Here is a 12,605-nt window from a genome sequence, read left to right on the forward strand (position 1 = left end):
TCACGGTCACGCGGCTGCGTGGGAGTCGCCCGCCCCCGCACCGCCCGCTTCGTGGTGGATCGGCGTCCCGGATCCGGTCAGCGGAACACCCGTCCCGCCCCTTCGCGCCGCGACGATCTCGGCCGCTATGGACAGGGCGGTCTCCTCCGGTGTGCGGGCCCCGAGGTCGAGCCCTATCGGCGAGTGCAGGCGCGCCAACTCCTCGTCGGTGACGCCGACTTCACGCAGGCGCCGGTTGCGGTCCTCGTGCGTGCGGCGTGAGCCCATCGCGCCGACGAACGCGACCGGAAGCCGCAGGGCCACCTCAAGGAGCGGGATGTCGAACTTGGCGTCATGGGTGAGGACGCACAAGGCCGTGCGGCCGTCGGTCGCGGTGTCCCTGAGGTAGCGGTGCGGCCAGTCGACCACGATGTCGTCGGCCTCGGGGAAGCGGGCCCGCGTGGCGAAGACCGGACGGGCGTCGCACACGGTCACGTGGTAACCGAGGAACTTGCCCGTGCGCACCAGGGCCGCGGCGAAGTCGATCGCACCGAAGACGATCATGCGGGGCGGGGGCACGCTCGACTCGACGAACAGAGTCAAGGGCTCCCCGCGGCGCGAACCGCTCTCCGAGACGTCGAACTCGCCGGTGCGGCCCGCGTCCAGCATCGCGCGGGTCTCGCCCACCACCGTCCGGTCGAGGTCAGGATGCCCCTCAAGGCCTCCTTCGTGCGAGCCGTCGGGGTGGACGAGCACGACCCTGCCGAGGAGTTCGGCGGGGCCCTGGGCCACGCGGGCGATCGCCGCGGACTCCCCGCGGGCGGCGGCCGAGAGCGCCGCCGCGAAGACCTGCCTGCCCGGGGCATCCGCGGCCAGCGGCGTGACCAGGACCTCGATGACTCCCCCGCAGGTCAGACCGACCGCGAAGGCGTCCTCGTCGCTGTAGCCGAACCGCTCGCGCACGGCCCTGCCGTCCTGGAGGGCCTGGACGCACAGCTCGTACACCGCCCCCTCCACGCAGCCGCCGGAGACCGAACCGATGACCGTGCCCGCGCTGTCGACGGCGAGGGCGGCGCCGGGCGGGCGCGGCGCGCTGCCGCCCACCGTCACGACGGTGGCGACAGCGAAGTCCCGGCCCTCCCCGACCCAGCGGTTCAGCGCTTCGGCGATGTCAAGCACCCGTGGCTCCTCCCGCGTCCAGGACACGGTCGGGACGGATGGGCAGGTGGCGGTGGCGTACGCCGGCCGCGTGCCAGACCGCGTTGGCGATGGCCGCGGCGGCCCCCACGATGCCGATCTCGCCGATGCCCTTGATGCCGACCGGGTCGTCCGCGTCCGTGTCCTCGACCCAGTCCGCCTCGATGACCGGTACGTCGGCGTTGGCGGCGAAGTGGTAGCCCGCGAAGTCGGCGCCGACGTGGCCGCCCGTCGCCTGGTCGCGGTGGGCCTCCTCGTGCAGGGCCATGGAAAGGCCCCAGGTCATGCCGCCGACGAACTGGCTGCGCGCGGTGAGCGGGTTGATGATGCGGCCCGCAGCGAAGATGCCGAGCATGCGGCGCACCCGCACCTCACCTGTGGTGACGTCGACGGCGACCTCGGCGAACTGCGCGCCGAAGGAGTGCCGTTCCTTCTGCTCGAGGGCCCCGACGGCCGCGCTGGTGTCGGAGCGCACGGTGATGCCCTGCGGCGGGATGTCGCCGCCCAGGGCCAGTTGCTCCCGCAGGTCGGCCACCGCCGTGCGGACGGCCCAGCCCCAGGAGCGGGTGCCCATCGAACCGCCGGAGATCGCCGCCGGGCCGAAGTCGCTGTCGCCGATGCGCACACGGACGCGGTCCTGGGGGACCTCGAGGGCTTCCGCGGCGATCAGGGTCAGTGCGGTACGTGCGCCCGTGCCGACGTCCGCCGCGTTGATCCGCACCGTGAAGGTGCCGTCGGCCTCCGCCGTCACGGCCGCCGTGGACGGCATGACGATCACCGGGAAGGAAGCCGCCGCCGTGCCGGTGCCGAGCAGCCAGCGCCCCTCGCGCCGCAGCCCGGGACGCGGATCCCGGTCCGCCCAGCCGAACCTGCGGGCGCCCTCCTGGAAGGCGGACAGCAGATTGCGGCTGGCGAACGGCAGCCCGGAGACGGGGCCGACGTCCGGTTCGTTGCGGGCACGCAGGGCGATCGGGTCCACGCCGCACCGCTCGGCGAGTTCGTCGAGCGCGGACTCCAGGGCGAAAGAGCCCGGAGCCTCGCCGGGCGCGCGCATGTAGGTCGGCGTCGGCACGTCGAGGCGCACCACGCGGTTGACGCTGCGGTGGGCGTCGGCGGCGTACATCGGACGCCCGAACCCGGCGCTCCCCTCGACGAATTCGTGGACCGTCGACGTGAGGCTGTGCGCCTGGTGGTCGACGGCGCGCAGCCGCCCGTCGGCGTCGGCGCCGAGCCTCACTCGCTGGGCGGTGGGGCTGCGGTAGCCGGTGAGCGAGAACAGCTGGCGACGGCTGAGGACGACCCGGACCGGGCGGTCGAGCTGTGTCGCCGCCATCACGGCGAGGATCTGGTGCACGCGTACGCCCTTGGATCCGAAGGCGCCGCCGACGTGTTCGGACCGTACCCGGACCGATGCCGGGTCGAGCGAGAACAGCTTCGACAGCTCGTCCGCGACCCAGGTGCTGCCCTGGTTGGAGTCGACGACTTCGAGGCGGCCGTTGTCCCAGCGCGCCATCGCCGCGTGCGGTTCCATCGAGCCGTGGTGCTCTTCGGGTGTGGTGTACTCCTCGTCCACCACGTGGGAGGACGCGGCGAGTTCGGCCTCCAGGTCACCCTTCTCCATCAGATGGCCGTCGCCGTCGGGGGTGTAGGTGCCAGGGTGCGCGGCGGAGAACGCGACGTCGTGCGGCTCCTCCTCGTACCGCACCACCAGCGCCTCGGCGGCCTCTCGCGCCTGCTCCGAGGTCTCGGCGACGACCATCGCCACCGGCCAGCCGACGAAGGGCACCCGGTCGTGCTGGAAGACCTCGACCATCGGGTCGGGCGGGCCGAGCATGCTGATGTAGTCGCTGTCGACGCGCGGCGCATTCCCGTGGTGCAGGACGGCCAGGACACCGGGCATCTGGCGGACAGGATCCGACTCGACCGAGAGGACCCGCCCGCGCGCGATCGTGGACAACACCAGCCAGCCGTGGGCGAGTTCGGCGAAGGGGATCTCTCCCGCGTACCGGGCAGCGCCGGTGACCTTGTCCAGGCCCTCCACACGGGTGAACGAAGCGCCGACGGCGCTCGACGCCGCGGTGGACGTGGTCGTCGCGGACTGCGCCGTCATCGGGCCACCTCCTCAGTGATCTCGGTCAGCAGGGCGACGACGAGGTTGCGCATCAGCGTCACCTTGTAGCCGTTGTGGGGCAGCGTCTTCGCGGCGGCCAGTTCCGCGTCCGCGGCGGCGGCGAACGCTTCGGCGGTCGCGGGGCCTCCGGTCAGGACCCGCTCGGCCTCCCGGGCGCGCCACGGCCGGGACGCCACCGCGCCGAAGGCCAGGCGCACTTCGCGTACGACGCCGTCCTGGACGTCGATCGCCGCGGCGATCGAGCCGATCGCGAAGGCGTACGACGCGCGCTCGCGCACCTTGCGGTAGCGGGAGTGGGCGGCGACCGGGGCCGGCGGCAGGGTGATGCCGGTGATGAGGGCGCCGGACGGCAGCGCGGTCTCCAGGTGCGGGGTGCTGCCCACGGACAAGTAGAAGTCGGCGAGCGGGAGTTCGCCGGTGCCTTCCGCCGTCTCGTACGAGATGACGGCGTCGAAGGCGGCGAGCGCCACGCCCATGTCGGAGGGGTGGACGGCCACGCAGTGCTCGGTGGCGCCGAGGATGGCGTGGTTGTGGTGCTCGCCCTCGACGGCGGGGCAACCGGTGCCGGGTGCGCGTTTGTTGCAGGGTTTGGACAGGTCGGCGAAGTAGCCGCAGCGGGTGCGCTGGAGCAGGTTTCCGCCGACGGTGGCCATGTTGCGCAGCTGGCCCGACGCGCCGGCCAGGACGGCCTCCGTCAACGCCGGGTAGCGGCGCCGCACTTCAGGGTGGGCCGCGAGATCGCTGTTGGTGACGGTGGCGCCGATCCGCAGGCCACCGTCGTCCGTGACCTCGATGCGGTCGAGGGGCAACTCGCGTACGTCGATGAGCAGTCCGGGCCGCTCCACGCCGGTCTTCATCAGGTCGACGAGGTTCGTACCGCCGCCAAGGACGCGTGCGTCGGGGTCGGTGCCGAGGAGCGCGACCGCGCCGGGGACGTCGGACGCCCGCTGATAGCCGAATTCCCTCATGCCACGGCCTCCGCACCCTCGGTCTCGGCGGCTGCCGCCTGCGCGACCGCCTGGACGATCGACACATAGGCGCCGCAGCGGCACAGGTTGCCGCTCATGCGCTCCCGGATCTCGTCGGCGCTCAGCTCTGGAACGCCTGCCTCGGGCCGTACGTCGGTGGTGGCGGCGCTCGGCCAGCCCGCCGCGTGTTCCTCGATGACCGCGATGGCCGAACAGACCTGCCCAGGCGTGCAGTAGCCGCACTGGTAACCGTCGAGGTCGAGGAACGCCTGCTGCACCGGGTGCAGTTGGCCTCCCTGCGCCACCCCTTCGATGGTGGTGATCTCGCGCCCCTCGGAGGCGACGGCGAGTTGCAGGCAGGAGACCGCGCGGCGTCCGTCGATCAGGACCGTGCAGGCACCGCACTGCCCTTGGTCGCAGCCCTTCTTGGTGCCGGTCAGATCGAGGCGCTCGCGCAGGGCGTCGAGCAGGGTGGTGCGGTGGTCGACGGGCAGCGAGTGCTTTTCGCCGTTGATGTTCAGCGTGATGGCGCTGGACGTCGATAGGGCCACGATCAGCCTTCTTTCGCTTCTCTCAGCTCTTGTCAGCTTTTATCAGCTTGTGTCACGTAAAAGCGGGAGCGTCGCGCGGGGCGGTCCCGACGGAGGCTCCGGGGAGGTGGTGGCGCTGTGCGTAAGGGGGGTCTGCCGGTATGGTGACCCTAAGCGGACAGTTGTCCGTTAGCTTCAAAACTTAACGGACAGCTGTCCGCTTAGCAAGAGTGGCCCGGCCGCGATTCTCGGGAGGAGGACGAGTGCATCAGAAGAAGGACGCACACCTGCGCTCGGACGCGCAACGGAATCGCGAGCGCATCCTGGAAGTGGCACTGGCCGAGTTGACACACTCGGCGGACGCCCCGCTCAGCGCGATCGCGAAGAAGGCGTGCGTCGGGCAAGGAACGTTCTACCGCAACTTCCCCAACCGCGAGGCCCTCGTCCTTGAGGTCTACCGCTACGAAGTGCAGCAGGTCGCCGACACCGCCTGCCAGCTCCTCCAGACCCGCGCGCCCGACCAGGCCCTGCGGGAGTGGATGGACCGCCTCGCGCAGTACGCCATGGCCAAGGCAGGCCTGGCCGACGCGATGCGCAAGGCCACCAGCACACTCGGCACGCTGGCCGGAGTGGGCCACGGGCCCGTGACCTCGGCGGTCACGCTCCTCCTGAAGGCGAACGAGGAGGCGGGCACCATCCGCCCCGGCGTCACCCCCGACGACTTCCTGCTCGCCATCGCGGGCCTCTGGCAGATCGACCCGCACGGCGACTGGCAGACACGCGCCGGACGGCTCCTGGACCTGGTCATGGACGGACTGCGCGCAGGAGCGCCCCGCTGACACATGCCGCGGCCAGCAGGATACCGAAGGCGACCGTCAGGGCCGTGGTGTAGCCGTGCACGGAGGCCGCCGGCATGCCATCCGTGGTGGACGCCAGGTACGAAGCGGTGGCGCTGGCCGCGACCGTGTTGAGCAAGGCGGTGCCGAGCGCGGCTCCCAGTTGCTGGGAGGCGTTGTAGGCCGCCGCCGCGGCTCCGATCTCGTGCGGTGGCATGTCCGCGGTGGCCAGGCTCGCGGTGGGAGGAAGCACGCAGCCGAGTCCGAGGCCGGTCAGGATCAGCGCCGGCACCAAGTACAGCGGAAGGACGCCCGTGCTCTGCGAGGTCAGGCGGGTCAGCAGGAACATCCCCGCCGCCGCGGCAAGCAGCCCCGGCACGATCAGCGCGGCGGGCGCGACGCGTCCGTGGAGCTTCCCGGCGATCAGTGTCGCGCCGACCAGGGCGGCCACGGCGTTGATGATCAGCGTCAGGCCCGCCTCCACGGGTGAGTAGCCGAGGACCGTCTGCGTGTAGTAGCTCATGAACAGGTAGAAGCCGAACATCGCGACGAACAGCAGAGTGATGGACGCGAACGCACCGGCGCGGGCGCGATGTACGAGCACGCGCATCGGAAACAGCGGTCGCGGCGCGCGGACCTCGACGGCGGCGAACGCGGCGAGCAGCAGAACACCACCCGCGAGCAGGGCGAGGACCCTCGGCGAATCCCACCCGAGCGGCTCGGCCTCGTTGAAGGCGTACACGATCGCGGCGAAGCCCGCGGCACTGAGCAGGGCGCCCGCCACGTCGAGCCGTCCCCCGTCCCGGACCGGCCGGTCACGTGGCACGAACGTCGCGCCGAGCACGGCGAGCAGGGCGATGGGGACATTCACGTAGAGGCACCAGCGCCAGCCGGCGTACTCGGTCAGCAGTCCCCCGGCGACCAGCCCGACCGCCGACCCCGCGGCGCCCACGGCGGCGAACACGCCGAAGGCCCGGCCGCGTTCACCGGGCTCGGTGAAGGTGATCGTCAGCAAGGAAAGACCCGCGGGCGCGAGGAGGGCGGCGAACACTCCTTGCAGGGCTCGCGCCCCGAAGAGCATCTCGGGGTTCACGGCAGCGCCGCCGAGCGCGGACGCGGCGGCGAAACCGATCAGACCGATGAGGAACGTACGCCGGTGGCCGAGCGCGCCGCTGACCCGGCCGCCGATCAGCAGCAGCCCGCCGAAGGCCAGGGCGTACGCGGTGATCGCCCACTGCCGGCTCGCGTCGGACATGCCGAGTGCGCTCTGCGCGGAGGGGAGCGCGATGTTCACGATGGTGCCGTCGAGGACCACGAGGAGCTGGGCCGCGCTCACCGCGAGGAGCGTCCACCAGCGCCGCCGGGCGAGGTGGGGGGCGGGGCGGCCTGGCGCCGTGCCGTGGGTCTCTACAGCGTCGGCGCGCAGCTCCGCCCCGGACAGTTCGTTGTCTGCTGGATTCATGACTTCAAGTGTTTCGTTGAAGTCGTCCCGGAGACTTCCGCCCGCTTCCGGTCGCAGCCTCGGGCGTATCACGCTGTGAACCCTCAAGCCCCGGTTGCACCCTGCCGTGACAGAATCCGGCCTGAACAGCGGCGATGAGGGTGTGAGCGCAGTGAGACGGCGGACCAGGACCGGCACATGGGACCGCTTCGTGGCATCGGACCCCGGGCTCCTGCGACTGATGGCGGGGCTGCGGACGGTCGGCGCGATCGCGCTCACGCTCGTCGTCCTCGCGCTGCTCGGCACCGACGTCACGCACATGGTCGCGGGTGCCATGACCGCGATGGTGTCCACCTTCGCCATCAAGGAGAAGGAGGTGCGCGGCCAGGCGGTCACGCTCGCGCTCGGCCTGCCCATCGCGCTCACCGCGATCTCCCTGGGCGCGCTGCTGCACGACCAGGTCATCGCGGGGGACATCTTCTTCATCGCGCTGATCTTCGGAGCCGTCTACAGCCGCAGATTCGGCGACCGGGGGACGGCCCTCGGTCTGATCGGCTTTCAGGTCTACTTCGTCTCGCTGTTCGTGGGCGCCACCACGTCCGCCCTGCCGCACCTCTATCTGGCGCTGGCCATCGCCTCCGTGTGCAGCGCTGTCGTGCGGTTCGCAGTCGTGCCGGAGACTCCGGGGCGTGATCTGGGGCGGCTGCGCGTCGCCTTCCGAGCGCGTCTCGCGCAGCTGGTGGCCACGCAGATCGAGCTCCTTGACGCGGCGCCCGAGCAGTTGGAGAAGGTCCTCGCCGAGCTGCGGCGCGGCACGTCCCGGCTGCACGAGACTGCTCTGATGATCCAGGGCCGCCTTGAGGAGGGCACCCCCGACGCGGCCACGGCGACGCTGGTCCAACGCCGCGTGGCGGACGCGGAGATCGCTGCCGAACGCCTCGGGGTACTCCTCCTGAACGCGCGCAGCGCCGAACGCGCGGACACCCTCACCCTGCACCTGCCGCACGCGCCCGTACCGGCGACCGGGACACGCATCCGCGCCGAGGACGACGCGACCGTCACCCTGCGCCGGGACCTGAACGCCCTGCACCTGCTGGTCGGCCGCCCGGTCGCCGACGACCGGGGCACGGGCCTCGCCCACGTACGCAACCGGCTGCTCGGCTACCGCGACGAGGACAATCTCCCGCGGGCTTCGATGGCCGTCCAGGACGTGTTCCGCGGCATCGGTGAGGCGGCCCGAGCCGTCCTCGGCCTGCGGATCGCCCTCGACGGTCCCCAGGACGAGTCCGACGACTCACCGGCGACGACCCGCTCCCGCGAGGAGTTCGACGCCGAGGACATCGCGATCGCCGGTGCCGAGGAGACCGCCGAACCCGATGAGGACGACCGCACGGGCCTTCGGCGCCCCACCACCAGGGCCGCGTTCCAGGTCTCGGTGGGCTCGACCCTGGCCATCATCGGCGGCGAGTTCCTCTCCACCCAGCGCTGGTACTGGGCGGTGCTCACCTGCTGGGTGGTGTTCCTCAACACCGCGTCCACGGGCGAGATCCTGGTCAAAGGCTACCGACGGCTCCTGGGCACGGTGCTCGGGGTGGTGGCCGGTGTGGCGCTCGCGGGCCTGGTCGGCAACCACACGTGGGTCGCGTTCGCGCTGGTCCTGCTCTTCATCTTCGCGATGTTCTTCACCGCTCCCCTGTCGTACGCGCTCATGTCCTTCTTCGTCACGGCGATGCTGGGCCTGCTCTACACGCTCCTGAACACCTACAGCCTCGCCGTGCTCTGGCTGCGCATCGAGGAGACGGCGCTCGGGGCCGCCTGCGGCATCATCGCGGCGGTCCTGGTGCTTCCGGTGCACACCGACCGCCGCACCGACGAGCTCCTGAACACGGTCCTGACCCGGCTCGCCGACGTCATCTCCGCTTCGGTCGAGCAGCTCAGCGGCGGCCCCGCGGCCGATCTCCTGGACAAGGCGCGGGACTTGGACACCGCGCTCGACGATCTGCGTGCGTCCATCCAGCCGTTGACGCACCCGATCACCCCGCTGCGCGGCCGCCGAAGGACCGCCCGCTATCTGGTGGCGCTCCTGGAGACCTGCGCCTACCACGCCCGTTCCCTGGCGGCCACGGCCGAGCTCGTGCCGTTCAGCAAGAACGTCGCGGCCGATCCGCGCCTTGAGCGGGCCGGTCTGCGCATCGCCCACAACATCGAGGTCATCGCCGGATACGTGGACGACGACAAGGCCACGGGCGAGGTCGAGTCGGGCGCGAGCATCGCCTCGATGCTGGAGGCCGAGGGGTCCGGAGCCCCGCGCTCGGGCACCGTCACCTACCGCGTGCTGCGCCATCTGCAACGTCTGGACGAGGGGGTGGTGGGTCTCGCGCGGCCTCTCGATGTGCCGGTCGCGGGCCGCGGACGCCCGGCGAGCAAGGCCCCTGCTACGGCTCGGCGTTGGGGACGCATGCCAGGATGAACCAATGATCGGGAAGCCCGGCGTCGACAGCGCGGACATCATCCGGCACGTCCGGGACGCCTACGGCCTGCATATCGTCTGCGTCGGCCGTCTGGCGCTCGGCGCGGACGCCGACGCCGCCACCTTCCGCCTCGCCACGGACGGCGACGCGTACTTCCTGAAACTGCGGCGCGGGGCGACGGGCGGCGACAGGACGACCTGGCTGCAGAGCTACCTCGCCGGAGCCGAACCCGGAGCCGGTGTCGGGGTCGGTGTCGGAACCAGGTCCGGGGCCGCCCGCGTCATCGCGCCGCTGCCCGACCGCGACGGCCGTCTCTGCACGGCCCTCGACGGCTACGTCGCTTCCCTCTACCCCTTCGTCGAAGGCCGCAGCGGCTTCGAAGTGCGCCTGACACCGGACCAATGGAGTGAGCTGGGGACCTCCGTGCGCGCCCTGCACGAACTCCGTCCGCCGACGGCGCTGCGCTCGTCGATCCGGGTGGAGACGTACGGATCGGAGTGGCGCGACAAGGTGCGCCACTATCTCGCCCCTGACGCGGCAGAGCGTCTGCCTGACGTACCAGAGCGTCTGTCCGACGCCCCGGCACGGGAGTTGGCCGCCATCCTCAAGGCTCGCCGGCAGCAACTGTCCACCATCGTCGAGCGCGCCGAGCAGCTGGCGGCGGTGCTGCGCGGAAGGGACCAGGAGCTGGTCCTGTGCCACGGCGACCTGCACGCCGGCAATGTCATGGCCGCCGACGACGGCTCGCTGGTGGTGGTCGACTGGGACGATCCCGTGCTGGCGCCGCGGGAGCGCGACCTGATGTTCGTCGGCGGCGGAGTGGGCGGGGTCTGGAACGAGCCGGCCGAGTCCGCAGCCTTCTACCGGGGTTACGGCACGGTGGAGATCGACGCGCGGACGCTCGCGTACTACCGGTGCGAGCGCATCGTTCAGGACATCGCCGAGTACTGCGACGAGCTCCTGCTCGGCGCACCGCACGGAGGCGATGACCGTGAGTTGAGCCTGCGGCGGTTCGCCGGCCAGTTCGAGCCGGACAACGTCGTCGACATCGCCGAGCGGACGTATGCGGCGCTCCGCGGCTGAGTGAGCCGCCGCATGACGGTCCGTCGGCGGCGGTTCAGTCGAGTAGGTGGCGGTCAGGTCGGAGAGGAACAGGCGCATGATCTCTTCGGGTGCTCGACCGTAGCCGGGCCAGTTCAGGGGGCGGTTGGGGTGCGCCGCCTTCCAGTCTGCGATCAGCCGGTCCGTGGCGAGTTCGGTGAGGGCGAAGGCCGCGGCGATGTCGTCCTCATCCACGCCGAGCAGCGAGAGCGGTCGGCGAGGAAGCGCCTTCCGCTTCGGGCACCCGCCCCAGCGCACCGTGCGACCGTCAGAGGTCCGAAAGCCGCCCAGATCACGCCGGCAGGGACTCCAGCAGGAACGCTGCCGCCTCCCGCAGGGGCGCGGGGATGTCCGGCCTCCCGAGCAGTCGCGAAGCCGTCCGTCCGAGTGTCTGGGTCGTACGTACGGACCCGATGCGGGCTGCGCCGGGCGCGAGTTCGGCGATGAGGTCCTCCGCGTCTCTCCATGCTCCGGCTCGTGCCAGGGCCGAGAGGAGCTGCGCGGTGAAGAGGTTCCGGTAGGAGGGGCCGGGCGCGGTGGCCGCCTCGTGCAGGAGGGGGATGGCCTGGTCCCATCGGCGCAGCCGCGCAAGGACCCAGCCCCGGTGGCCGAGGAGCTCGGTCCGGTCGATCCACCAGGCCCAGGGCGGATCGTGGCGCGAGATGCCGTCCAGGAACAGGCTCTGGGCGCGGGCCATCAGGTCCATGGGCTCACGGTGGCCGCCGAGCATGGCGATCGCGTGCGCCTGACGGATCAGGACGAGGCTGCTGACCCTGGCGGGAAGCGCTCGCGCCCCGTTCACGCGGGCCGCGGTCTCCAGGGCGGTGCGCGGGGCTCCCGTGTGGGCCTTGAGCATGCTGTCGTTCAGCAGGACGAAGCGGGCCGTCCAGCGGTCGCCGCAGAGCTCCGCCAGGGCCAGCGCCCGTGCGTTCATCCGGTGGGCCTCGCGGTAGAAGCCGGCGTCGAAGAGGATCCAGCCGATGACTTCGCACAGTTCGGCGAGGGCGGCGAGCGTGTCACCTTTCTGCGTACGAAGACTCCCGGGCGGGGCGGACAGCTCCGGAATGCGCCGCATGGCCTCGCGCACGGCGGGCATCGCGGAGGTGGCCCCGGACGTGGCGTCGAGGGTCACGAGGCGGTCGATGGTGCGCAGGGCCAGGGGGATCACCCTGCCATGATCCGGTATCCGTCGACGCCGACGTGAAGCACGCTGATCGTCAGGGCGCCGGGCCGCGGCCCGGGCACTCCAGGCGGTAGCCGAGCCCCCGGATCGTGTCGATGGTGCAGCGACTGCCCGGCACGGAACCGATCTTCTCGCGCAGTCGCTTGATGTGGACGGTCAGCGTGTTGGTGTCGGTGAGCTCGCCGCCCCACAGTTCGCGCAGGATCTGCTGGCGGCCCACGACCTGATGGGCGTGCTGCATCAGATAGCTCAGGACCTGGAACTCCCGCAGCGGCAGATGCAGCAGCCTGCCGCGTACGTGGACGTGCATGCCGGCCGGGTCGAGTTCGATGTCGCCCACGGTGAGCCGCTCCCCCGGCGCCCCGCCCGACGCGGGCGCCCGCCGGAACAGCGGCAGGATCTCGGCGAGGCGGTAGGGGCGCGCTACGACGGCGACCGCTCCGGCGTTCAGGGCGGCCACCGCCTCGTCGGCGACCTGCGGGCCGGCCCCCACGACGACCGTCAACGGGCAGAGGCGGCCGAGGAGTTCAGTGACCGCGGCCGCGTCGACAACGGGCAGCGGGGCACCCAGGAGCACCATGGACGGCCGGTCGAGGCCCGCGCGCAGCAGGACTTCGGCGCCGTCACGGCACTCCGTGACCTTGATGCCTTCGGCGGTGAGCCCGGCGGCCACGTCCGCGGCGACCGCCTCGTCGGCCTCGGCGAGCAGCAGCGCGGGTGCGGTGGGGAGATGGCTGGGAAGCCGTCGCGCTCCGGGCTGCGGCATCG

General features: G+C 71.6%; 10 protein-coding genes. 3 read left to right on the forward strand and 7 right to left on the reverse strand.

The window, feature by feature from the left end; all coding sequences use genetic code 11:
* Positions 1 to 6: 6 nt before the first annotated feature.
* From E5671_RS05130 to E5671_RS05145, 4 genes are read right to left on the reverse strand one after another with little or no spacing between them, the layout of a single operon-like run.
* Positions 7 to 1,158 (reverse strand): XdhC family protein, encoded by a 1,152-nt coding sequence (locus E5671_RS05130; RefSeq protein ID WP_160502648.1) that lies wholly within the window; start codon positions 1,156 to 1,158, stop codon positions 7 to 9.
* Positions 1,151 to 3,286, reverse strand: a complete 2,136-nt coding sequence (locus E5671_RS05135) for a xanthine dehydrogenase family protein molybdopterin-binding subunit (protein WP_160502649.1) — start codon at positions 3,284 to 3,286, stop codon at positions 1,151 to 1,153. Before E5671_RS05135 ends, E5671_RS05130 begins: the two co-directional genes overlap by 8 nt.
* Complete coding sequence (locus tag E5671_RS05140; RefSeq protein ID WP_160502650.1) at positions 3,283 to 4,275, reverse strand: FAD binding domain-containing protein; 993 nt, start codon at positions 4,273 to 4,275, stop codon at positions 3,283 to 3,285. The genes E5671_RS05135 and E5671_RS05140 overlap by 4 nt, the downstream gene beginning before the upstream one ends.
* Positions 4,272 to 4,826, reverse strand: a complete 555-nt coding sequence (locus E5671_RS05145) for a 2Fe-2S iron-sulfur cluster-binding protein (protein WP_160502651.1) — start codon at positions 4,824 to 4,826, stop codon at positions 4,272 to 4,274. The genes E5671_RS05140 and E5671_RS05145 overlap by 4 nt, the downstream gene beginning before the upstream one ends.
* Before the next feature lie 242 nt (positions 4,827 to 5,068).
* On the opposite strand from E5671_RS05145, the gene E5671_RS05150 reads away from it, so the two are divergent.
* On the forward strand, positions 5,069 to 5,644 hold the full coding sequence (locus tag E5671_RS05150) for an SbtR family transcriptional regulator (protein ID WP_160502652.1): 576 nt from the start codon (positions 5,069 to 5,071) through the stop codon (positions 5,642 to 5,644).
* Here the strand turns inward: E5671_RS05150 and E5671_RS05155 are convergent.
* Positions 5,610 to 7,103 (reverse strand): MFS transporter, encoded by a 1,494-nt coding sequence (locus tag E5671_RS05155; protein WP_160502653.1) that lies wholly within the window; start codon positions 7,101 to 7,103, stop codon positions 5,610 to 5,612. The two genes, E5671_RS05150 and E5671_RS05155, sit on opposite strands and share 35 nt — an antisense overlap.
* A gap of 220 nt (positions 7,104 to 7,323) precedes the next feature.
* On the opposite strand from E5671_RS05155, the gene E5671_RS05160 reads away from it, so the two are divergent.
* Together E5671_RS05160 and E5671_RS05165 are read left to right on the forward strand one after the other, a co-directional pair.
* Positions 7,324 to 9,552 (forward strand): FUSC family protein, encoded by a 2,229-nt coding sequence (locus E5671_RS05160; protein WP_160509993.1) that lies wholly within the window; start codon positions 7,324 to 7,326, stop codon positions 9,550 to 9,552.
* A 4-nt stretch (positions 9,553 to 9,556) separates the two neighbouring features.
* Positions 9,557 to 10,636 carry a phosphotransferase gene (locus E5671_RS05165; RefSeq protein ID WP_160502654.1) on the forward strand — a complete coding sequence of 360 codons (1,080 nt, stop codon included), beginning with the start codon at positions 9,557 to 9,559 and terminating at the stop codon, positions 10,634 to 10,636.
* A 310-nt stretch (positions 10,637 to 10,946) separates the two neighbouring features.
* Here E5671_RS05165 and E5671_RS05170 read toward each other — a convergent pair whose 3' ends face one another.
* The gene (locus E5671_RS05170; protein ID WP_336605669.1) at positions 10,947 to 11,822 is read right to left on the reverse strand and encodes a DNA-binding protein; all 876 of its coding nucleotides are present in this window, start codon (positions 11,820 to 11,822) and stop codon (positions 10,947 to 10,949) included.
* 49 nt (positions 11,823 to 11,871) lie between these two features.
* Positions 11,872 to 12,603 carry a response regulator transcription factor gene (locus tag E5671_RS05175; RefSeq protein ID WP_160502655.1) on the reverse strand — a complete coding sequence of 244 codons (732 nt, stop codon included), beginning with the start codon at positions 12,601 to 12,603 and terminating at the stop codon, positions 11,872 to 11,874.
* Between the last annotated feature and the right edge of the window lie 2 nt (positions 12,604 to 12,605).

This window comes from Streptomyces sp. BA2 (assembly GCF_009769735.1).
GTDB lineage: Bacteria > Actinomycetota > Actinomycetes > Streptomycetales > Streptomycetaceae > Streptomyces.